This window comes from Cobetia sp. UIB-001 (assembly GCF_044789135.1).
GTDB classification, from domain to species: Bacteria; Pseudomonadota; Gammaproteobacteria; order Pseudomonadales; family Halomonadaceae; genus Cobetia; species Cobetia amphilecti.
The window spans coordinates 1,398,072-1,418,804 of record NZ_CP058244.1 but is presented as its reverse complement, the minus strand read 5'-3'; the positions used below and the strand labels follow the sequence as shown (position 1 = coordinate 1,418,804).

The 20,733-nt window shown below is 63.8% G+C and carries 19 protein-coding genes; 12 read left to right on the top strand and 7 right to left on the bottom strand.

From position 1 onward, the window contains the following. Window positions 1-101: 101 nt before the first annotated feature. The 3 genes from HA399_RS06005 to HA399_RS05995 all read right to left on the bottom strand — a co-directional run bounded on the left by HA399_RS06005 (window position 102) and on the right by HA399_RS05995 (window position 3,266). On the bottom strand, window positions 102-1,370 hold the full coding sequence (locus HA399_RS06005; protein ID WP_404326404.1) for an MFS transporter: 1,269 nt from the start codon (window positions 1,368-1,370) through the stop codon (window positions 102-104). After that, on the bottom strand, window positions 1,367-2,191 hold the full coding sequence (locus HA399_RS06000) for an alpha/beta fold hydrolase (protein ID WP_404326403.1): 825 nt from the start codon (window positions 2,189-2,191) through the stop codon (window positions 1,367-1,369). The genes HA399_RS06005 and HA399_RS06000 overlap by 4 nt, the downstream gene beginning before the upstream one ends. A gap of 166 nt (window positions 2,192-2,357) precedes the next feature. Beyond that, window positions 2,358-3,266 (bottom strand): LysR substrate-binding domain-containing protein, encoded by a 909-nt coding sequence (locus HA399_RS05995; RefSeq protein WP_043335040.1) that lies wholly within the window; start codon window positions 3,264-3,266, stop codon window positions 2,358-2,360. Window positions 3,267-3,480: 214 nt separating this feature from the next. Between HA399_RS05995 and HA399_RS05990 the strand changes: the two genes are divergently transcribed. The 3 genes from HA399_RS05990 (at window position 3,481) to HA399_RS05980 (ending at window position 6,949) form a co-directional block, all read left to right on the top strand. Next, on the top strand, window positions 3,481-4,533 hold the full coding sequence (locus HA399_RS05990; protein ID WP_404326402.1) for a YeiH family protein: 1,053 nt from the start codon (window positions 3,481-3,483) through the stop codon (window positions 4,531-4,533). Between the two features lie 177 nt (window positions 4,534-4,710). Then, window positions 4,711-4,977 (top strand): GrxA family glutaredoxin, encoded by a 267-nt coding sequence (locus tag HA399_RS05985; RefSeq protein ID WP_043335038.1) that lies wholly within the window; start codon window positions 4,711-4,713, stop codon window positions 4,975-4,977. Window positions 4,978-5,191: 214 nt separating this feature from the next. After that, window positions 5,192-6,949 (top strand): monovalent cation:proton antiporter-2 (CPA2) family protein, encoded by a 1,758-nt coding sequence (locus HA399_RS05980; RefSeq protein ID WP_107335164.1) that lies wholly within the window; start codon window positions 5,192-5,194, stop codon window positions 6,947-6,949. A gap of 144 nt (window positions 6,950-7,093) precedes the next feature. On the opposite strand, the gene HA399_RS05975 is transcribed toward HA399_RS05980, so the two are convergent. Then, window positions 7,094-7,960 carry a DMT family transporter gene (locus HA399_RS05975; protein ID WP_225348118.1) on the bottom strand — a complete coding sequence of 289 codons (867 nt, stop codon included), beginning with the start codon at window positions 7,958-7,960 and terminating at the stop codon, window positions 7,094-7,096. 149 nt (window positions 7,961-8,109) lie between these two features. Here HA399_RS05975 and HA399_RS05970 point away from each other — a divergent pair, with 149 nt between their 5' ends. Further along, the gene (locus HA399_RS05970; RefSeq protein ID WP_043335032.1) at window positions 8,110-8,892 is read left to right on the top strand and encodes a DUF1338 family protein; all 783 of its coding nucleotides are present in this window, start codon (window positions 8,110-8,112) and stop codon (window positions 8,890-8,892) included. 471 nt (window positions 8,893-9,363) lie between these two features. Here HA399_RS05970 and nhaD read toward each other — a convergent pair whose 3' ends face one another. After that, window positions 9,364-10,653 carry a sodium:proton antiporter NhaD gene (nhaD, locus tag HA399_RS05965; RefSeq protein WP_404326401.1) on the bottom strand — a complete coding sequence of 430 codons (1,290 nt, stop codon included), beginning with the start codon at window positions 10,651-10,653 and terminating at the stop codon, window positions 9,364-9,366. A 271-nt stretch (window positions 10,654-10,924) separates the two neighbouring features. Between nhaD and HA399_RS05960 the strand changes: the two genes are divergently transcribed. The 5 genes from HA399_RS05960 (at window position 10,925) to HA399_RS05940 (ending at window position 15,577) form a co-directional block, all read left to right on the top strand. After that, a complete protein-coding gene (locus HA399_RS05960) occupies window positions 10,925-11,827 on the top strand; it encodes an acyltransferase (RefSeq protein ID WP_043335030.1) in 903 nt (300 codons plus the stop codon). Beyond that, window positions 11,817-12,770, top strand: coding sequence for a LysM peptidoglycan-binding domain-containing protein (locus HA399_RS05955; protein WP_404326400.1), 954 nt, complete (start codon window positions 11,817-11,819; stop codon window positions 12,768-12,770). Before HA399_RS05960 ends, HA399_RS05955 begins: the two co-directional genes overlap by 11 nt. A 236-nt stretch (window positions 12,771-13,006) precedes the next feature. Beyond that, window positions 13,007-14,164, top strand: coding sequence for a glycosyltransferase family 4 protein (locus HA399_RS05950; protein ID WP_404326399.1), 1,158 nt, complete (start codon window positions 13,007-13,009; stop codon window positions 14,162-14,164). Next, window positions 14,136-14,687 carry a phosphatase PAP2 family protein gene (locus HA399_RS05945; RefSeq protein WP_043335024.1) on the top strand — a complete coding sequence of 184 codons (552 nt, stop codon included), beginning with the start codon at window positions 14,136-14,138 and terminating at the stop codon, window positions 14,685-14,687. Before HA399_RS05950 ends, HA399_RS05945 begins: the two co-directional genes overlap by 29 nt. Before the next feature lie 80 nt (window positions 14,688-14,767). Continuing rightward, a complete protein-coding gene (locus HA399_RS05940; protein ID WP_404326397.1) occupies window positions 14,768-15,577 on the top strand; it encodes an alpha-ketoglutarate-dependent dioxygenase AlkB family protein in 810 nt (269 codons plus the stop codon). A gap of 133 nt (window positions 15,578-15,710) precedes the next feature. Here HA399_RS05940 and HA399_RS05935 read toward each other — a convergent pair whose 3' ends face one another. Continuing rightward, window positions 15,711-16,607: a LysR family transcriptional regulator gene (locus tag HA399_RS05935; RefSeq protein WP_404326395.1), complete on the bottom strand. Its 897-nt coding sequence runs from the start codon at window positions 16,605-16,607 to the stop codon at window positions 15,711-15,713. A 387-nt stretch (window positions 16,608-16,994) separates the two neighbouring features. On the opposite strand from HA399_RS05935, the gene HA399_RS05930 reads away from it, so the two are divergent. From HA399_RS05930 to HA399_RS05920, 3 genes are all read left to right on the top strand, one after another. Next, entirely contained in the window at window positions 16,995-17,696 is a 702-nt protein-coding gene (locus HA399_RS05930; protein ID WP_043334485.1) for a CoA transferase subunit A, read from the top strand. A 127-nt stretch (window positions 17,697-17,823) separates the two neighbouring features. Next, window positions 17,824-18,486 (top strand): 3-oxoacid CoA-transferase subunit B, encoded by a 663-nt coding sequence (locus HA399_RS05925; protein WP_043334487.1) that lies wholly within the window; start codon window positions 17,824-17,826, stop codon window positions 18,484-18,486. Window positions 18,487-19,122: 636 nt separating this feature from the next. Next, complete coding sequence (locus HA399_RS05920) at window positions 19,123-19,329, top strand: cold-shock protein (RefSeq protein ID WP_043334489.1); 207 nt, start codon at window positions 19,123-19,125, stop codon at window positions 19,327-19,329. A 263-nt stretch (window positions 19,330-19,592) separates the two neighbouring features. On the opposite strand, the gene gcvT is transcribed toward HA399_RS05920, so the two are convergent. Further along, window positions 19,593-20,726, bottom strand: a complete 1,134-nt coding sequence (gene gcvT / locus HA399_RS05915; RefSeq protein WP_054556755.1) for a glycine cleavage system aminomethyltransferase GcvT — start codon at window positions 20,724-20,726, stop codon at window positions 19,593-19,595. Between the last annotated feature and the right edge of the window lie 7 nt (window positions 20,727-20,733).

The following is a 20,733-nucleotide window of genomic DNA, read 5'->3' as shown; positions in this document are numbered from 1 at the left end:
GCTTGCGCGCCCCATGCAAAACGCCCTGTCGGAGATTCCGACAGGGCGTTTTGGGTTCAGGACCGGCTCACTCTCGCCGTCTTGTGCCTATTCCACAAGCGTTAGCGGCGTGCCAGGCGACGCGACAGCCACAGGATCTGCAGCGGCTGGATCACCAGCGCGATCATCAGCACCGCGACCAGCAGCGGCATGCCTTCCAGCGCGCCGCTCGACGTGCTGACCAGCAGTCCGGCGCCCACATAGCTGCCGGCGGCGGAGCTCAGATGCTGCACGGCACTCTGGGTGCTGGTGAAGGCTGCCCGCTCGTGGTCGGCGGGAATGAAGCTGTTGAGCGTATTCTGGGTCACACGCCGCGCCGACGAGAACAGCATGTAGGCGCCGAAGCCGATCCAGATCAACGACGGTCCCGGCGAATGCAGCAGGAAGGCCCAGCCGACCAGCGCCGTCATCAGGCAGGTGATGGTGCCCGGCCAGACACAGCCATAGCGATCACACAGCCGCCCCGTGAGCTGCATGCCGACCAGCGACAGGCCGCCACCGATCATGTAGAGCCCGCCGAGATCCTCGCGCGGCAGGCCCAGATTGAACAGCAGATAGCTTGCCAGGTTGGGAATCACCAGGAAGTTGCTGAACATCGCCGTGGCGATCAGCGCCAGCCCCAGCCGATGGTCGGGCTGGGCCAGGATGGTCAGGATCGTGGTGCCCTTGCGGCTGCGCTGACGTGTCTCGGGGTTATCGAGATGACCGCGGATCGGCGGCAGTATCCAGGCCAGCAGCCCGCACACCAGCAGCGCCAATAGCGCCACGGCGCGAAATGGCGCCTGCCAGCCGAAGCCCTGTGACAGCCACAGCGCAAACGGCAGCCCCAGCACCGAGGCCACCGAGAAGGCGCCCATCACCAGGCCCATGGCACGTCCCCGGCGTACTCCCGGCACCACGTCGATCACGATGGCCAGCGCCGTCGCCGCCGCCGGACCGCCGAACAGTCCGCCCAGCATGCGCGCCGCCAGCAGGGTCTCGAAGTCGGTGGCGAAGCTGGCGATCAGGTGACAGAGCGCCGCGCCGAACAGGAAGCCCAGCACCGCCCAGCGGCGATCGAAGCGATCGGCGTGTCGCGTCCACAGCAGGGTACCCACTGCGGCGGCCAGCGGATAACTGCCGACGATATAGCCAAGGTGATCCAGCGGAATGCCCAGCGAGGTGGCAAAGTCGGGACCCAGCGCCATCACCATGGTGAAGCCCATGATGACGGCGAACTGCAGCAGGGTGACCAGCGCCACCACCAGGCGCTCGTGGGTGGTCACCGGCGGGATGACCCGCTCGCTTGCGGCCGGCTGACGATTTTCGGAGTGACGGCTCGGCGTACTCAAGCGCGTGCGACGCGTTCAAGGAACGCCACCACCGCCTGCTGGAACTCGCTGGCACGCTCGGCGTGCAGCCAATGGCCGGCCTCCAGCGAGTCATCTTCCAGCGCAGGGAAGTGCTCGCGCATCGTCGCCAGGCCCTCGGCCTGCACGTAGTTGGAGCGCGAGCCCCACAGCAGCAGCGCCGGCAGCTCGACCGGCCCCTGGCCGTGCGGCGCCTCGACGATCTGCGGGTAGCCCGCCGCGATATGGTCCAGCCCGACGCGCCAGCCCATGGCGCCATCGTCGAGACGCACCAGATTGGTGGCGAGGAACTGGCGAATGGCAGGGGTATCGACATGCTGCGCCATCACCGTGTCGGCCTCCTTGCGTGAGGCCGGGCGCGCGTCACGCACTGCCTCGAAGGCGGCAAAGATATCGTCATGTCCGTGGCCATAGGCGACCGGCGCGATATCGGCGACCAGCAGGCTGCGCAGACGCTCGGGCGCCTCGAGCGCGACCTGCATGGCGACCTTGCCGCCCATCGAGTGGCCCAGCAGGTCACAGCGCTCGATGGCGAGGCGGTCGAGCAGCGCGATGACATCCGCGGCCTGCTCGGGGTAGCTCATGCCGGCCACGTGCGGGCTGCGGCCGTGGTTGCGCAGATCCACCGCGATCACGCGGCGCGTCCGCGACCACGACTTGATATGCGAACGCCAGTTGTCGGCACTGCCGAACAGGCCGTGAAGAATGACCAGCGGCGTCGCGTCCTGCTGGCTCGTTGTCTGTTCCTCGGCGCCATCACGAGCATCGCTCTCGTGGTAATAAAGCTCGACCGTTGTGCTCATCATCATCTCCATGGACGCTAGACAGACCGTTACGCTCCCCGTGGCTCAGGCGCAGTAGCTCAGGCTCAGCGGCGTGGCTCAGCGGCGTGGCTCGGCGGCAGCCGGCTCGCGGGGAGCGCCTATGTTAGCAAACTATCAAGCGCGCGGCGGCTCCGTCCTCGACGGCTCAGCGCGGGCTGGCTTCCAGATAGACCTTGACCGCCTGCCACAGCGGGCTGCGGTAACGCTCCGGGTGCCACAGCATCGAGAAGCGCCGCTTCAGGTTGAGCTGGGGCGTGGCCAGCACCACCAGCTCGCCACGCGCGATCTCGGCCGCCACCGACAGCCGCGACAGACACCCCAGCCCCAGCCCGGCGAACACGGCCTGCTTGATGGCCTCGTGCTGGCCCAGCTCCATGCGCACCTTGAGGCGCTCGATCCGCCCGTGCAGTGCACGCTCGAAGACCGCCCGCGTGCCCGAGCCCCCCTCGCGCAGAATCCAGTCGGCGGTGGCGAGGTCCTCGTCGCTGAGCGCCACGCCACGCACGGCCAGCGGATGGCTCGGCGGCGCCACCACTACCAGCTCATCCTCACGCCAGGTCTGGCTCATCAGGCGTGGCGCATGGCAGTCGCCCTCGATCAGGCCGAGTTCCGCGTCATAGTTGAGCACCGCCTCCACCACCTGATGGGTATTGCGCAGACGCAGGTTGAGCTCGGTGCCCGGATGTTCGCGCATGAAGGCCCCCGCCAGCCCCGGCAGCAACCAGGTGCCGATGGTGGCACTGGCGGCGATTTCCAGCTCGCCGCGCAGGTTGCCATCCACCACGCCGGGCTCACGCGCCTCCAGCTCCAGCGCGTGGGTCTGTTCCAGCAATTGCTCGGCGCGCGCCAACAGGCGGCGACCATTGGCGTTCAGGGCCAGGCGACGGCCGAGGCGCTCGAACAGCTGCACCTCGAGGTGACGCTCAAGCTCGGATAGCCCCTGACTCGCCGCCGATTGCGACAGGCCGATCTCGCGCGCCGCGGCACTGACGGAGCCATGGCGGGTCACCGCCACGAACACTTGCAACTGGCGCAGCGTGATGTGGATCTGCATATCGGTTTTTCCGGTATGTAATAAAAGAATAATCGACTAACTGCCGAATAATATTCCCGAATAGACTAATCATCAAACCAGAGACACTAAGCAAGCGACGCAGACTCAAGCGCCCTTGCCGATGACAGCCGTGCACCCCACGCCAGCGCACGACCCATAACAAGACAGGCCATGTTCCGCACGGGATAGGCCACTTTCCTCAAGGAGAATGCTCATGGACGCACAGACCCTGACTCCCCCCGCCACTGCCGAGCGCTTGCGCCGCATGTTGCCGGGCCTCGCCCTGTGTGGCGGCCTGACCCTTGTCGGACTGGCACTGCATTCCATTCCGGCGCTGGCCTCCACCGGCATCAGCCCGCTGGTCTTCGCCCTGCTGTGCGGTATCGTGGTCGGCAACCTGCCGATCACCAGCCGGCACGCCGCGGCGCTCTCCCCGGGGCTGCATATCGCGACCAAGAAGCTGCTGCGTCTCGGCATCATCCTGTTCGGCCTCTCCATCACCCTGCAGCAGATTCTCGGCCTGGGCTGGAGCGTCGTCTTCCTCGATGTGCTGGTGATCACCGCGGTGCTGAGCAGCGGCTACTTCATCGGCACGCGCTGGCTGGGGCTGGACCGCGACACCGCACTGCTGACCAGTGCCGGTTCCGCCATCTGTGGCGCCGCGGCGGTACTGGCGACCGAATCGATGATCAAGGCACGCCCGGCGGCCACCGCCATGGCCGTTGCCACGGTGGTGCTGTTCGGTTCGCTGGCGATGCTGGTCTACCCGCTGCTCTACCCGCTGAGCGGCATGCATGAAGGCCTGTTCGGCATCTATATCGGTTCCACCATCCACGAGGTCGCTCAGGTCGTGGCCGCCGGGGAAGCGGTCGGCCCGGACGCCCTGGCCAATGCGCTGATCGTCAAGTTGATGCGCGTGATGATGCTGGTACCCTTCCTGCTGCTGTTGCCGAAGCTGTGGGCCATGCGTACCCGCACCGAGGGCGATGACCGCGAGACCGGCGGCAGCATGACGATTCCGTGGTTCGCGCTGGGCTTCATCGCCATGGCCGGCATCAACAGCACCGGCGCGATCCCGGCGGCAGTGCACTCAAGCCTCTCTACCCTCGGCAGCGTGGCACTGACCATGGCCATGGCGGGCCTGGGCGTCGAGACTCGCATCGATCGTCTGCGCTCACTGGGCATGAAGCCTTTCCTGCTCGCGCTGATCCTGTTCACGCTGTTGATCGTCGGTGGCTTTGGCGCCAATCTGCTGCTGATGGGCTAATCCTCAGCACGGCAGTGATTGATTGCCCCAATGACTTTGGTAGTACGGCTCAATTGGCAAACCCGGGCAGGCTCAAGCACAATGGCGGTCATCCATTACTCACCGGCAGTGCCGGCGCCATTTTCTCGGCCCACCCAGTACGGGCTGAACGAGAGTCACGAACCTTAGGAGAGTCTCATGCTTGCAGTCATTTTCGGTCGTCCGGGTTGCCCTTTCTGTGTCCGCGCCAAGGACCTCGCGGAAGAGCTCACCGCCAAGCGCGATGATTTCGACTTCCGCTACATCGACATCCATGCCGAAGGCATCAGCAAGGCCGACATGGAAAAGACCATCGGCAAGCCGGTCGAGACCGTGCCGCAGATCTTCGTCGATCAGACCCACATCGGTGGCTTCACCGAGTTCAACCAGTACGTGCAGGACGAAGCTCTGATGCCACAGGCCTGATCGCCGCCATCAGCTGCTTCACTGCTGAAGCCCTCGCCATTGGCGGGGGCTTTTTTGTGCCTGCGTCACCGCCTCCCGCCCCTGGTCACGACACTCACTCGCACCACAACGCTGTGCACAGGGTCGCGTCTTGCGCACCTTGCCGCTTGCGACAAAAGGAGGGGCCAGCGACAATCGCTGCCTTCTCCGCCCGTGTATGCACAAGGACACGCACATGAACATGTTGATGGAAGGCGCCGTGCTGCTGGGATGCGCGGTGGTTGCCGTGCCACTTTTCCAGCGTCTGGGCCTCGGCTCCATCCTGGGCTATCTGGCCATCGGGGTACTGCTGGGTCCGTCGTTGATCGGCTTCATCTCGGAGCCTGGCGAAGTGCTGCACTTCGCCGAATTCGGGGTCGTCATGCTGCTGTTCATGATCGGACTGGAACTGGAACCCAAGCGCCTGTGGGACATGCGCCTCAAGCTTGCGGGCCTGGGCAGCGCCCAGATGCTGCTGTGCGGCGCCCTGCTCACCCCTGTCGGCCTGTGGCTGGGGCTGGAATTGCCCGCCGCCGTGTTGCTGGGCCTGATTCTGGCGCTGTCCTCGACCGCCTTCGCGCTGCAGGTATTGAGCGAGAATCAGCAGCTGGCGACGCCGCACGGCCAGTCGACCTTCGCCATCCTGCTGTTCCAGGACCTGGCGGTGATCCCGCTGCTGGCCCTGATGCCGCTGTTCGCTGACAACTTCGATGCCTCCACCGGCACCAACTGGATCGGCATCGCCAAGGGCATCGGCATGATCGCGGCGGTCATCATCGTCGGCCGCCTTGTCGTGCCGCGCCTGCTCAAGATGGTCGCGCGCAGCGAGATCCACGAGATCTTCACCGCCGCGGCCTTGTTCGTGGTGATCAGCACGGCGCTGCTGATGGAGTGGGTGGGCCTGTCCATGGCCCTGGGCGCCTTCCTGGCCGGGGTACTGCTGGCCGATACCGTCTACCGTCACGAGCTGGAAGCCAACATCGAGCCCTTCAAGGGGCTGCTGCTGGGGCTGTTCTTCATGGCCGTGGGCATGTCGGTCGACGTGTCGCTGGTGATGGAGCGTCCGCTGACCGTGCTGGCGCTGACGCTGGCGCTGATGTTCGGCAAGGTCATCGTCATCACGCTGGTCGGACGCGTCGCACGCCTCAAGATGGCCGAGGCCCTGCCGCTGGCCGCGGTCCTGTCACAGGGTGGTGAGTTCGACTTCGTGCTGTTGACCGCCGGCATGGCCGCCGGCATCTTCGATCAGACCCTCACCAGCCTGGTGATCAGTGCGGTGACCCTATCGATGGCTGCCACGCCCTTCCTCTATCGCTATGCCCGCCACCTCGGCGCCACCAGCGAAGCCAAGCGTCCCTATGATGAGGACTTCGGTGAGGAGACGCCGCAGGTGGTGATCGCCGGCTTTGGCCGCTTCGGCCAGATCAGCGCGCGCATGCTCAAGAGCCAGGGCATCAACTTCACTGCGCTTGACCCCAATATCACCCAGGTCGAGTTCGTGCGTCAGTTCGGGTCGCGTATCTTCTACGCCGATGCCAGCCGCGCCGAATTGCTGCGGGCAGCGGGTGCCGAGCAGGCCAGGATCATGCTGGTGGCGGTCGATGATGCCGAGACCTCGACTGGCATCGTACGCATGGTGCGCCATCAATTCCCGCACCTGAAGCTGTTCGTGCGTGCCCGTAACCGCCACCACGCCTGGGAGCTGATGGAACTGGGCGTGGAGCACGTGATTCGTGACACCTACGCCAGCAGCCTGGAAATGGGCGGAGAATTGCTGGTGGCGATGGGCTACCCCAGTGCTCGCGCGGCGGAAGTGGCGCGTGCGTTCCGGGAAATGGATGACAACATGCTCAAGCAGAACTACGAGCACCGTCACGACCAGAAAGCGCTCGTCAACAGCGAGCAAGCCGCCATGGTCGAGCTCAAGCGTCTGTTCCAGAACAATCAGGACTGACGTCGCACGACTCGTCAGAGCGCTCAGTCGCGCCTGAAAAGACACAAGGGCCGCCCCGGCAGGGGCGGCCCTTGTCGTTGGGGCACTCGGCAAGGCATTGCGTGCAACCTTGCCACCGGTCAAGGCGGGCGGCCCGAGGCCTGCTCAGCCCTGCGACAGGCGGCGGGACGTCAGGCGCGCCCGCCACTGCGGGCCGAACAGATAGGCGCACAGCCCGATCACGATCAGCAAGGCCCCGGCGAGCACGCGGCTGGAGATCAGCTCATCATTGAGCACCGCGCCCAGGCTCATGGCGAAGATGGGGGTGATCAAGGTCGCCAGCGCCACCGTACTGGCCGACAGGCGTGACAGCACGAAGTAGTAGCACAGGTAGCCGATCAGCGAGCCGAAGATGCCAAGGTAGAGGATGGCCGCCATCGGACGCCCCTCCGGCAGGGCCTGCGGCACGCCATCGACGATCAGCGCACACACCAGATAGAGCGGCAGCGAGACCAGCAGCGCCCCCTCCGTCTGCACCAGCGGATGCAGCCCTGCCCGCTCGCGCTGCACCAGTACCCCCGAGGCAGCAAAGCAATTGACGGCCAGCAGCATGGTCAGGACTCCCTTCCAGCTGCCCGGCGGCAACGCCAGGGAATCCGAGACCGCGACGGCCAGTCCACTCAATGCCAACGCAAACCCCATCCACTGCAACTTGTCAAGTGGAGCACTTTTCAACCACCAGCGTGCATAAAGCCCTGATAGCAAAGGTGCCAGTCCAAACAGTAACGACATGATACCGCTTGGTAACCAGGCCGCAGAGAGGTAGGCGAAGTACATGCCACCCCAGATACCCAGAGCGGCTGCCGAGTAGCTGCGCAGTGCCCCACGCGAAAGGTCCATTTTCAGCCCCATCATGCGTAACAATGGGTAACCGAGGCATGCGGCAATTAACATTCTGCCCATCGCCGACCAGGCAGGCAGCCAGCCCGAGGCGCTCCACGAGATGGCCAGCGGTGTCGTCGACCACACCATGAGAACCACGCAATACGCCACCAGCACTGGCATTTTTACTCTCCGATCAAGAAACGCGAAAAAACGGATAATGGCGTTGAATCCCCCTTTGCACGACTACCTATAATCGCTCCAGCACTGAGGTCATAGGGGCCGTCCAAGGAGGCATCATGCAACGCAAGGAATTCCAACAGCAGCTATGGCTGGACTTCGTCCATCGCCATCCCGACATCGGGGCGCTGGATATCTGGCCAGACAGCATCAACCCTGAATATCTGATGTTCCTGACGCTGAATCAGGGGCCTTTCAGAAGCGAGAAACTGTTACCCAGCCTGTATCACCAGGGCTATCGCCGCGTGAAACAGTACGCCATGGCCGACCGCGGCCTGCTGGTTGATCTGCTGCTTCCCCCGGATGGTGGCGCTGCCGTCATGCTGGCGGAACTGCAGGCCAACAGCCTGCCGCCGATGCACCGCGACCTGCTCAAGCGCCTGATCAGTCAGAGTCATCGTGATGACTGCAAGGGACAGAACCTGCTCGCGCCCTGCCGTCCGTGGGACATGCCGGACTGGCCGACCTTCGAGCGCCTGCTCGAGGCCAACCCGCTGGCTGCCTGGCTCTCCGTGATGGGGCCGCGCCTGCACCATGTCGGCTTCAATGCCGAAGAGCTTGGCGAAACGCTGGAAGCGGTCTGCGAGGGCATGCTGGCCTACGGCATGGCACCGCAGACCGGGCGCCATCATGCGGTACTGCCCATCAATCCCAAGCTGCAGTATCACTACTACCCGGCCCACGCCCAGCGCATGGTGTTCGCGGACGGTGACGAGCATATGGTGGTGCTGGGCGGCATCGCCCTGCTGGCGACGGCACCGGTGACGACTCAGCAAGAAGGGAAACAGCGTCCCGCAGAACAACTGCTGCCGGAACATACGCTGTGCCAGCTCAGCGCGTAATGGCCTCTTGGCAGCACTGCGCAATGAGATGAGTCGCATTCAGCCCCCTGCGCATGCGTAGGGGGCTCTTGTGTTCAGAGGGTGACACGCCCTGTCATGCCATACCCTTCACACCCCTCTTGCCATCACCCTTATGGCATCACCTCATGATGTCATCACTGCACGACTCGCCGCTTCCCCCGCCGCTTTCCCCCGCCATGCCTGCGTCTTGTGCCTGAGCCTCTAAACCTAACGTCGCAGACAGGTTATCAACAGAAGCTGTGGAAAAAGCTGTGAAGAATCTCTGTACATCTAGGTATCGCCATCGAGATCAGGCGAGCGCAGACAGATTGATCAAAAAATGATCAGCCGACCGCAAACAGCGCCAATTCCCCTTCCGACCACGCATCTGGCAGTGCATCAGACGGCCACTGTGGCAGCGACTGCGGCAGCGGCTGTGGCCGTAGTGAACCCCCCCATCAGCCACCCACATCAGCTCAGAGACGACAGCGCCAATGTCACTGGCGTGTTCGTGATCTGCCCGCCCAGCCAGTATGCCTCCAGATAGCCCACGCTGTAGGCCAGCAACAACGCCGGGAAGAAGCGCAGATAACTCATGAAGCTCACCTCGCGCACCTTGGAAAGCGCGATCACCCCGGCGGCGGAGCCAATCACCAGCAGCGAGCCACCCACGCCTGCGGCATAGGTCAGCGCCAGCCACTCCGCATCGTTCATGCTGACATCCGCCTTGAGCACTGCGGCGGTCAGCGGCACGTTGTCCACCAGCGCCGAGAGCAGCCCGACCAGATAATTGGCCTGCATCGCCGGCATCAGGGCATAGAGCTGTGCCAGGCCTTCCAGCAGACGGGCTTCCTTGAGCGCCCCGACCATCAGCAGGATGCCGAGGAAGAATAGCAATGTATCGAATTCGATAATACGAATGTAATCAAGTATGCGGCGCTCTTCGCTGTCGCTGCGCCGTTCGGCGACATGCCCGAGCAGGAACATCAACGACATCCCGAACAGGAAGGTCAGCAGCGGCGGCACGCCAAACAGCACGTTGAGCCCGAGGGTCGACAGGATGGTGGCCAGAAACAGCCAGGCGACCAGACGATCAAGACGCCGGGTCTCGCGCGGCTCGCGCACCAGATTCACCTCGCCTCCCAGCCCGGGCAGCAGTAACGTCGCCAGCAGCATCACGCTGAGGAAGGACGGCAGCGCCAGCAGCATCAGCTCGCTGATGCGCACCTTGCCCGCCAGGAAGATCATCAGCGTGGTCACGTCCCCGGTGATCAGCGCCACCCCGCCGGAGTTGACGGCAAATACCGCCAGCACCGCAAAGCGCAGCGTCTTCTTCGGCGCCAGGCCCAGCGACAGCACCAGGGTCAGCGATACCAGCGTCGCGGTGATGTTGTCGGCCAGCGATGAAAAGGCGAAGGCAAAGAGTCCCGTCAGATACAGCAGGCCGCGCTCCCCGATGCGTTTCGGCAGCAGGCGGTAGATCAGATTGGCGATCAGCCCCTTGGCATTGAGAAAGGCCACGAAGGTCATCGCCGCCATCAGAAACAGCCACAAGGTGGCGATCTCGAGCAGGTTCTCGTTCAAGGCCTCGGGGACATCATCCACCGCCAGGGCCGCGGGGCCGAAGATGAACAGCAGCAACCAGCTGAAGGTGCCCAGCAACAAGGTCGTCTTGGCCTTGTTGAGATGGATCACATCCTCGATGGCAATCAACACGAAGGCGGCCAGCGCCAGCCCGATCAACAGTCCCTGCAACCACATGCCACTCTCACTCCCTGAGATATCGCCGCGCAGCGGCGGCGATGATTGACGGTGCCCGGCGTGACTTCAACGTGAACCCTGCCACGACCTTTCCCTTGCACCGACCCGTCACACGACCGGCGATGCATCTCATCACAGCTGCGTGCGCCCCGCCATTCGACCTGAGGGGCGTTCGCTTCGTGCAACGCAGGGTTGCCATCCCCCACGCAAGCGGGGTGGGCATCCACTCTTGGGTGAATTACGATGGCGCCACCTGATGGAGGAGTCATGCATGTCGAGTATCAGAGGTGTCATCAGCCTTGTCTTTCTGATCATCAATACCCTGTGCTGGGCGCTGCCGCTTTACCTGCTGGCCGCGCTCAAGCTGATCACGCCATCGCGCCGCCTGCAGTTGCACATGCTGGAGGGGCTCAACCGTCTCGCCATGGGCTGGATCGGCACCAACAACCTGTGGATTCGCCATGTGCTGCGCCCGCGCTGGGACATCCACGTGCCGCCATCGCTGCGCGATGGGTCTGCCCGACGTCGCTGGTGGCTGGTGATCGCCAATCACCGCAGCTGGACTGACATCTTCGTTCTCCAGTACGCCCTGCACCGTCGCACGCCGATGCCCAAGTTCTTCCTCAAGCAGGAACTCATCTGGGTGCCGGTGATCGGCCTTGCCTGGTGGGCGTTGGAATTCCCGTTCATGCGCCGTTACAGCCAGCAGAAACTGGCCAGCAATCCGCGGCTCGCCGAGCGTGATCGCGAAGCGACGCGACGCATGTGCGAGCGCTCGCGTCAGGCGCCGATGGCGATCTTCAACTTCGTGGAAGGCACTCGCTTCACGCCCGCCAAGCACAACCAGCAGCAGAGCCCTTTCCAGCACCTGCTCAAGCCGCGTGCCGGCGGCAGTGCCCAGGTGATCAACACGCTTGGCGATCGACTTTCCGGTATTCTGGATGCCACCCTCGATTACCGGCATGCCGATGCCAGTTTCTGGCAGTTCCTGTGCGGTCACGGGGGCGACATCACGCTCGTCATCACTCAGCGGCCGTTGGAGCCCTGGATGCTGGACGGCAACTATCATGCGGACGCCGCCTATCGCGAGCGCTTCCAGCAATGGCTCAATCAGGTCTGGAAGGACAAGGATGCCCGACTGTCACGTGCAGGGAATGACATTGATGAACACTGAATACGGCCTGAATGCCGCGGACTTCTCGGCACGAGCGCAGGCCGAACCTGACGTGAACCGTCCACTTCTGCAGCGGGCCGGCCTCGCGCTGCGCTGGCTGGCGCTGCTCTGCCTCGGCCTGTGGCTGAGCGGCTGCGCGACCGGCAGCTACTCCGGCTCGCCGGCCGGCCAGTGGGTCACCATCCAGAAGGGCGATACCCTGGGGCAGATCGCGCGCGATGCCGACATTCCCCTGCTGCGCCTCACGCGCTTCAATCCGGGCGTCAAGATTCGTGACCTCAAGGTCGGTCAGCGCATCCTGGTGCCCACCGCGCGTGAGCGGGCACCCTCCGGCGGCCCGTATCGCTATCAGCTTCGCCCCGGCGACACCTACTCCAAGGTCGGGCGCTATTTCGGTGCCAGCCCGCAGCGCATTCAGGCCGCCAACCCCGGCAAGGACCCCAATGATCTCGATGTCGGCATGCTGATCTCGGTGCCGCTCAACGGTGGCCCGAGCCGCAGCGCCCCGGCCGCGCGCGCCAGCGGTGGCAGCCTGGTCGCCCGCCCGGACCCCGGCCCGCTGCAGAAGCCGGGCCAGTCATGGCGCTGGCCTGCCGCCGGCAGCGTGACGCGCGAATTCGGCACCAACGGCAATGGCCAGCTGGCACCCATGCAGATTCGTACCGCCGCCAGCGGCATCGCCAGTGCACCGGCGCGGGGCGAAGTGCGCTTCGCCGACTCCATGCGCCAACTGGGCAACGTGGTCATCCTGCACCACTCCGGCAACCTGCAGAGCGTGCTGGCCCAGTGCGGCGAGATTCTGGTCAAGGTGGGCCAGCAGGTCACTCCGGGCACACCGCTTTGTCGCGTCGCACGCGGCAACAACGGTCAGCATGAATTGCTGTTCGACGTGCGCCACGGCGGCAAGCCGATCGACCCGCGCGAGATTCTCGAGAAGCGCTGAACCAGCGTTGCTTCACGGCGCCAGCCCGACATGGCGCCACCTCCAATCCCCGCCAGATGACGACAGCGCCGGTGCCACGCCGGTGGCTGTCGTCCTTGCTTGACGATTCATGAGACAACCCTCATACCTTTGAGCTGTGAGGGGTTGAGGGTGTGTCATCGCTTCGTCACCTGCTTGTTATGCCGCCGTCACTCCCTCTCTCGATAATGACCACAATAGTCATCTAGGGAGACGTCATGGAGCGCATTGCCTTCGTCAGTGAAACCTGGCATCCGGAGATCAATGGCGTGGCTCATACCTTGAGTCATCTGTGCGATCAACTCATCGCACGCGGCTGTGAGCTCCAACTCATTCGTCCCGCCACCCGAGATGGCAGCCTGGAGCCGCGTGTCCAGCAGGAGCTTCAGGTACGCGGCTTCCGCCTGCCCGGATATGACACCGTGCAGGTCGGCGTGCCGGCACCACAGCGCCTGATGCGCATGTGGCGCGAGCATCGCCCCTCCGTCGTCTATATCGCCACCGAAGGCCCGCTGGGCATCAGCGCGCTGATGGTCGCCCGCCGTCTGGGCCTGCCGGTGGTCGCGGGCTTTCATACCAATTTCGATCAATACAGCACCCACTACCGGCTCAAGGCGCTACGCCCGCTGGTACGGCGCGGCCTGCGTCGCTTCCACAACGCCGCCAACATGACGCTGGTACCGACCCGCACCCAGGCAGACAGCCTGATGCAGCAAGGTTTCGAGCATGTGCAGGTGGTGGGACGCGGCCTGGATTGCGAGCGCTTCTCGCCCAGTCATCGCAGCGAAGCATTGCGCAAGTCCTGGGGCGTCAGCTCACAGCAACCCGTCGCGCTGCACGTCGGGCGCCTGGCCGCCGAGAAGAACATCGAGCTGCTGATCCGCACCTATGAGGCCATGCTGGCCGTGCAACCGGACCTCGCCCTGGTGCTGGTGGGAGACGGCCCGCTGCGCGAGCGCCTGGAGCAGCGTCTGCCCGAGGCGATCTTCGCCGGCTTCCAGACCGGTGAGTCGCTGGCCGCCCATTACGCCAGTGCCGACCTGTTCGTCTTCCCGTCACTGTCGGAGACCTTCGGCAATGTGGTACTGGAAGCCATGGCCAGCGGACTGGCCGTGATCGCCTTCGATTACGCGGCGGCCGCCGAGGTGATCCGCGACGATCACCAGGGCCTGCTGGCGCCCTGCAGCCAGCCGGAACGCTTCATCGAACAGGCGGTGGAGGCCTGCCAGCGGCCGGCCCGCATCGCCAGACTGGGACGTGCCGCCCGCGTGCGCGTCGAACCATTGGGCTGGAGCCGCATCGCCGAGGGCTTTCTGACCTGCCTGCGTCACGCCGAGGAGAAGCCCGATGCACGATCGCAGCCTTCCCGTCTTTGAGCGACTGGACCTTCTGGAGTGGCGCCTGTGCCGCCAGGTCGCGCGCCTGGCGCTGTTCCGGCCGATACTCACCCTGTTTCGTATCGTCTCGCGCCTGGGCGACTGGCCGGTATGGGCGCTGCTGACGCTGAGCCTGCCGCTGCACCATGCCATGGGCGGCTGGCTGTTTCTGGAATTCGGCCTGGCGGCCGGCGCCGGGGCCCTGCTCTACCGCGCGCTCAAGACACGGCTGTGTCGGGAACGCCCGTTCATCACCTTCAATACCATCAACTGCACCATGCCGCCGCTGGACCGCTACAGCTTTCCCAGCGGTCACACCCTGCATGCTGCCCTCTTCGCCAGCCTGACCGCTCAGCAGCTGCCGGAGCTTGCCATCCTCGTCACGCCGCTGGCACTGCTGATCGCGCTTTCCCGGGTGATCCTCGGCCTGCATTACGTCAGTGATGTGCTGGCCGGCGCGCTGCTGGGGCTGGGCCTTGCCGAGGTGGCCATCCTGACCTTCGAGGCGCTGCTGACGACCTGACACTCGCGAGGCATGCGTCAGCCCGGGGTCGGCGCGAATCCCACTTGCCCAACCTGACGCGGCTCTGGCACTCTCGCCGCATGACGACTCCTTCTGCTGGCGATGATCTCTTCGCCGCCCTCTCGACCTCTGATTCGACGTCCGCGGCTGATGGGGCTGCGCGCCAGACGGCGGCGGATGGCTCGGTCCTGGCAGCTCGCCCGCGCGAGCTGCCCGAGGACTGGCTCACCCTCGCGCACGGCTGGTACCGCCACCCGCTGCATCCGCTGTATCTCAAGCCGCGCGCCCTGACGCCGCTGCAGGCCGATCAGGCCCTCGTCACGCTGGAGGGCGATCTCGACTGGCAGCGCCCCAGCCTGAGCGTGCATGGCAAGACGCACCCGATCCCACGCCGTCAGGTGTGGATGGGCGATGTCGGCGCCCGCTATCGCTACTCCGGCAGTCTGTTCGAACCCAACCCCTGGCACATGACGGCCTGGCAGCTGGGCGAGCTGTCGCGTCATGCCATCAATCACGAGCTGAGCCCGCAACGCGATGACCTGGGGCGCGACGAGCCCGTGATCCCGGAGCACTTCAACAGCCTGCTGGCCAATCGCTACGCCGATGGTGCCGACCGCATGGGCTGGCACAGCGACAACGAGCCGGAACTGGGCACTCGCCCGATCGTGCTCGCCATCTCACTGGGACGAGAGCGCCCCCTGCGCTTCAAGGGCCATCCGCGCAGCCCCTATGCCGACACGCCGGCGTTCAATCTGTGGCTGCCGCACGGCTCGCTGCTGGTGATGGGTCGTGGCTGTCAGGACCGCCTCCATCATGCGCTGCCGCCGCGAAAGCTCGAGGGGCTGCGCATCAGCCTGACCTATCGCCAGTTGCTGACGCCCTCGCGCTGAGGTCATCTTTCTTGTTGCTCTCTGCTTTCTCTCTTCTCGCTCTCCTCTTGCCCTCTTCCTGCTCTCTTCCTGCTCTAACGCCTGCTTTATTGTCCCTTTTTGTTGTCCCTTCCAGCGTCACTGCGCCCCGGGGTCAACCCGCCGACGGGTAACGCGCGCGCAGGGTCTCCAGCATCGCCTGTACCGCCACCGACAGCTCATGACGGCCGCGACGGATCACCCCGACCCGCTGCTGAATCTCGGGACCTGTCAGCGGCAGGCACTGACAGCCCAGCGCACTCATCTGCGCCGCGCTCATCGCCGGCACCGCGCTGACACCCAGACCTTCCGCCACCATGCGCCCGCAGGTGACCAGCTGGTGGGTCTCGAAGGCGACATGCAGCGCCATGCCCGCATCCTCAAGGCGTTTCTCAAGCATGCGACGCACCCCCGAGGGCCGCTGCAGCGTGATGAAGTCTTCCTTGAGCAGTCGTGACCACGCGATGGAGGTCGGCGCCTCTGCCAGCAAGGCATGGCCGGGGGGAATGATCGCCACATAGCGGTCCTCGAACAGAAGCTCGAACACCAGGTCCTGGCGCACGCCGGGGTCGAAGCAGATCCCCAGCTCGACACGACCATCGGTGACCCGCTCGACCACCTCTTCGGCGATGACGTCATTCACTTCGATGGTGATCTCCGGATATTGGCGGCGAAAATCGGCCAGTACCCCGGGCAGCAGATTGCCGGCAAAGGTCGGCATCGCGGCCAGAGCCACGCGGCCGCGCCCGAGGCTGAAGCGCTGGCGCATCTCATCCTCGGCATGCTCCCAGTCCGACAGCAGACGCCTGGCAAGCGGAAAGAAGGCGCGACCCTCCGGCGTCAGGCTGACCTGTCGGGTCGAGCGCTGAAACAGGCGCCCGCCCAGCGACTCCTCCAGATTCTTGACCGCCAATGACAGGGCCGGCTGCGAGAGATGTACCAGCGTGCCCGCCTCGGCGAAGGACAACGTGCGCGCCACGGCCACGAAGGCCTTCAGCTGTTTCAGAGTCATGTCGTGTCCTGCCCGGGGTTGTTTCAAGAGATGTCACAAGAAGTGATGCGGCGCAGTTCGTCGTCTGTCGCTCGCAGGGCAGGCGCTCGCAGGTCAGGCGCTTGCAGGGCATCTAGGCCATTGGTCATAGATGACAGCCACGCAGCTCTCACATGACTGCCCGCACAGTTCAGGCCGTTCCGCCCCGCTACCGCGTCAGTCCCGCCAGCATGGGGGTTTGGCGGGCTTTTTCCTCGCGAGCAGGCTCGATAAACAGCAGATCAATTCTTATCAAAAACTGATCAATGGATAGAAAAAACAAACTTATTAAATATATACAGACTCAGGATTGTCGGCAATGATGAAGACATCCCGACAACAACAGCTTGGATACTCAAGGAGATTCGCATGGCAGGATTCAACAAGGTGGTGACCAGCTACGCGGAGGCCATGGCAGGCCTCGAAGATGGCATGACGGTAATCGCCGGTGGCTTCGGCCTGTGTGGTATCCCGGAGAACCTGATTGCAGAGATCAAGCGCCTCGGCGCCAAGGACCTCACCGTGGTATCCAACAACTGCGGCGTCGATGGCTTCGGGCTCGGTATCCTGCTGGAAGACCGTCAGATCAAGACCATGATCGCCTCCTACGTCGGCGAGAATGCGCTGTTCGAGAAGCAGCTGCTCGACGGCGATCTGGAAGTGATCCTCACCCCCCAGGGCACGCTGGCCGAGAAGATGCGTGCTGCCGGCGCCGGTATCCCCGCCTTCTTCACCGCCACCGGTTACGGCACACCGATCGGCGAAGGCAAGGAAGTGCGCGAGTTCGATGGCCGCCCCTACATCCTGGAAGAGTCCATCAAGGGCGACTTCGCCATCGTCAAGGCCTGGAAGGCGGACCGCTACGGCAACGTCGTCTACCGCCATACCGCGCGCAACTTCAACCCGCTGGCCGCCACCGCCGGCAAGATCACCGTGGTCGAAGTCGAAGAGCTGGTCGAGCCGGGGGAACTGGATCCCGCCGACATCCACACGCCCGGCATCTATGTGGATCGCGTCATCAAGGGCAACTTCGAGAAGCGCATCGAGAAACGCACCGTCCGCTCGCGTTGAGCCCAGGGCTCCGCCGGCATCAATCGCCGCCATCAGGGCGACAGCCCCCACGGCGAACTTTCTCGACCGCCTTCACGACACGGCACAGTGCCTCATGGCTGATGGCACCCAAGACAAGGAAACAATCATGGCTTTGACACGCGAACAGATGGCCCAGCGAGTGGCTCAGGAAATCCAGGACGGCTCCTACGTCAATCTGGGGATCGGCATCCCGACACTGGTGGCCAACTATATCCCCGACGGTATCGAGGTGATGCTGCAGTCCGAAAATGGCCTGCTCGGCATGGGCCGCTACCCCTATGAAGACGAAGTCGACGCCGACATGATCAACGCCGGCAAGGAAACCGTGACCGCCATCGATGGCGCCGCCATCTTCGATTCGGCCGAATCCTTCGCCATGATCCGTGGCGGCCACGTCGACCTCACGGTGCTCGGCGCCTTCGAGGTGGATGTGAACGGCAACATCGCCAGCTGGATGATCCCCAACAAGCTGGTCAAGGGCATGGGCGGCGCCATGGACCTGGTCGCCGGTGCCGAGAACATCATCTGCACCATGACCCACGCCTCCAAGCACGGCGAATCCAAGCTGCTCAGCCAGTGCGAACTTCCGCTGACCGGTGCCGGCTGCATCCGTCGCGTGCTGACGGACCTCGCCTTCCTCGAGATCAAGGATGGTGCCTTCCACCTGCTGGAGCGCGCGCCAGGCGTGAGCGTCGAGGAAATCGAGCGCCTGACCGCAGGCAAGCTGGTCGTCCCCGAACACGTGCCGGAAATGCAGCTGGATGCCTGAGGCACCTTCTGCCCCCGGGCACTGGCCACCCTCGCGCCGCTTTTGCCCTTCGAGCCACTTTTGACACACGAAACAATTGCGCTCGAGGGTGGCAAAACATGGCCCCGGCATCCCACGGATTTTTGCCGACTCTTTTGAGGAAAATCTCTCATGATGTGATGGGCGCATCACATCCTCTCTCCGAGAGCCTTGATGGCTTCGACGCCATCCGCCGGCAGCGCTGCCATCGCTGCCGGCTTTTTTGTGTCCATCGCCCGCCATGCGGGGCTTTGCGCCATTCAACCCCCTATACAAGCAAAGCCGCACTATGGTCTTTTTCCTACAGGCGTCATCGCTCACACCAAGATAACGGGATAAAAAACAAGCGGACTCCCTGCCCTCGGTGTGGCGAAATTCTCAGCACTATTGGCACGGCTTTGCGGGCGAATTCTGCGCACGATTATTAGGCAAAAGGATAAGTTTTTGATATTTCATTTGACCTTGCCGCCCGAGCAGCGCAGTATTGCTCTCGTTGGTTAGCAAGTCGAATATCGTCAGTCGTGATCGAAGCACTTCGGTACCTGGTGTATATCCTCCTTGTTTTACCCACGTTTATCGGGTAACTCCCGGCAATATCATCAGTAAGGAATTACGATCATGGCAACTGGCACAGTCAAGTGGTTCAACGACACCAAAGGTTTCGGCTTCATTTCTCCGGACGACAACGGTGACGACCTGTTCGCACACTTCTCCGAAATCCAGGCTGAAGGCTTCAAGTCTCTGCAAGACGGTCAGAAGGTTTCCTTCGACGTCACCCAGGGCAAGAAAGGCCTCCAGGCCGCTAACATCAAGCTGATCGACTAAGCTTTGATTTTAGCTGGAAGAGGCTAACCCCTCCTCCGACAGAAAAGCCCGCTTCGGCGGGCTTTTCTGCGTCTGGCGTTCGCGCACGCCTCGGGGTATCGCATCCTTCCGCATGCCCGAGTGCCAGACATGAAAAAAGGGACTGCCTGGGCAGTCCCTTTTTCGTTTCTCTCCTTTTCGCATCTCTTCAAGGCGCTGCTACCCGCGACGGAGCGTCACGCCTCGCAGCGAGCCTGACTGTGGCTCACCTGACCACGGCGCGCTTACCCCCGATAGTAGCGCTGCTCGACGAACGGCATCTTCGTCACCGTCATCGGCAGACGCTTGCCACGCACATCGGCAAACACTTCGGTCTCGAGTGCGCTGTGAGCGATGCTCACGTAGCCCATCGCCACCGGCTTGCCATAGGTCGGCCCGAAGCTGCCGGAGGTCACCACACCGATACGGTTGTCCTGGGCATCATAGAGCTCAGCCCCTTCGCGGATAGGCGCACGCCCCTGGGCGACCAGCCCCACCCGCTTGCGGGTGTGATCCTTGTTGGCGATCTGGGTCAGGATGACATCGGCCCCCGGGAAACCGCCTTCACGCTCGCCGCCCTGACGACGCACCTTGCCCAATGCCCAGATCAGGCTGCCTTCCACCGGCGAGGTGGTGGTATCGAGATCGTGACCGTACAGGCACAGCCCCGCCTCGAGACGCAGTGAATCCCGCGCGCCAAGACCGATGAACTCCACCTCCTCCATTGCCAGTAACAGACGCGCGAAACGCTCTGCGTCGGCATCGGGCACGGAGATCTCGAAGCCATCCTCGCCGGTATAGCCACTGCGGCTGACCCAACACTCGATGCCCTCGATGGTGACGTGGGCATGATGCATGAAGGTCAGCTCGCAGGCCTCGGGCGACAGACGCTGCATCACCGCGTGAGCCATCGGCCCCTGCAGCGCGAGCAGCGCCCGATCATCCAGCACCTCAAGCTCGATATCCATCGGCAGGCCGACCCGCAGATGCGCGATGTCCTGATCCTTGCAGGCAGCGTTCACCACCACGTAGAGGTGATCACCGCCATTGACGATCATCAGGTCATCCAGGATACCGCCGGTGTCGGAGGTCAGCAGGCCATAGCGCTGCATGCCCACCGGCAGGTCGATGATATCCGTCGGCACCAGGGCCTCCAGCGCCGCCTGCACATTCTCGCCACGCAGGATCAACTGCCCCATGTGCGAGACATCGAACAGCCCTGCCTTGGCGCGCGTGTGTTCATGCTCCTTCTTGACGCCAAGCGGGTACTGCACGGGCATGGAATAGCCGGCGAACTCGACCATCCTAGCCCCCTGCTCGACATGCAGGTCATGAAGGGCGGTCTGCTTGAGACCCGTCACTGCGGCGGAATCGGACATCGTCATT

What these genes read in the sequence shown, in the direction of transcription:
- HA399_RS06000 (WP_404326403.1), bottom strand. Translation starts at nt 2,191, where the DNA reads ATGAGCACAACGGTCGAGCTTTATTACCACGAGAGCGATGCTCGTGAT.
- HA399_RS05995 (WP_043335040.1), bottom strand. Translation starts at nt 3,266, where the DNA reads ATGCAGATCCACATCACGCTGCGCCAGTTGCAAGTGTTCGTGGCGGTG.
- HA399_RS05990 (WP_404326402.1), top strand. Translation starts at nt 3,481, where the DNA reads ATGGACGCACAGACCCTGACTCCCCCCGCCACTGCCGAGCGCTTGCGC.
- HA399_RS05985 (WP_043335038.1), top strand. Translation starts at nt 4,711, where the DNA reads ATGCTTGCAGTCATTTTCGGTCGTCCGGGTTGCCCTTTCTGTGTCCGC.
- HA399_RS05980 (WP_107335164.1), top strand. Translation starts at nt 5,192, where the DNA reads ATGAACATGTTGATGGAAGGCGCCGTGCTGCTGGGATGCGCGGTGGTT.
- HA399_RS05975 (WP_225348118.1), bottom strand. Translation starts at nt 7,960, where the DNA reads ATGGTGTGGTCGACGACACCGCTGGCCATCTCGTGGAGCGCCTCGGGC.
- HA399_RS05970 (WP_043335032.1), top strand. Translation starts at nt 8,110, where the DNA reads ATGCAACGCAAGGAATTCCAACAGCAGCTATGGCTGGACTTCGTCCAT.
- nhaD (WP_404326401.1), bottom strand. Translation starts at nt 10,653, where the DNA reads ATGTGGTTGCAGGGACTGTTGATCGGGCTGGCGCTGGCCGCCTTCGTG.
- HA399_RS05960 (WP_043335030.1), top strand. Translation starts at nt 10,925, where the DNA reads ATGTCGAGTATCAGAGGTGTCATCAGCCTTGTCTTTCTGATCATCAAT.
- HA399_RS05955 (WP_404326400.1), top strand. Translation starts at nt 11,817, where the DNA reads ATGAACACTGAATACGGCCTGAATGCCGCGGACTTCTCGGCACGAGCG.
- HA399_RS05950 (WP_404326399.1), top strand. Translation starts at nt 13,007, where the DNA reads ATGGAGCGCATTGCCTTCGTCAGTGAAACCTGGCATCCGGAGATCAAT.
- HA399_RS05945 (WP_043335024.1), top strand. Translation starts at nt 14,136, where the DNA reads ATGCACGATCGCAGCCTTCCCGTCTTTGAGCGACTGGACCTTCTGGAG.
- HA399_RS05940 (WP_404326397.1), top strand. Translation starts at nt 14,768, where the DNA reads ATGACGACTCCTTCTGCTGGCGATGATCTCTTCGCCGCCCTCTCGACC.
- HA399_RS05935 (WP_404326395.1), bottom strand. Translation starts at nt 16,607, where the DNA reads ATGACTCTGAAACAGCTGAAGGCCTTCGTGGCCGTGGCGCGCACGTTG.
- HA399_RS05930 (WP_043334485.1), top strand. Translation starts at nt 16,995, where the DNA reads ATGGCAGGATTCAACAAGGTGGTGACCAGCTACGCGGAGGCCATGGCA.
- HA399_RS05925 (WP_043334487.1), top strand. Translation starts at nt 17,824, where the DNA reads ATGGCTTTGACACGCGAACAGATGGCCCAGCGAGTGGCTCAGGAAATC.
- HA399_RS05920 (WP_043334489.1), top strand. Translation starts at nt 19,123, where the DNA reads ATGGCAACTGGCACAGTCAAGTGGTTCAACGACACCAAAGGTTTCGGC.
- gcvT (WP_054556755.1), bottom strand. Translation starts at nt 20,726, where the DNA reads ATGTCCGATTCCGCCGCAGTGACGGGTCTCAAGCAGACCGCCCTTCAT.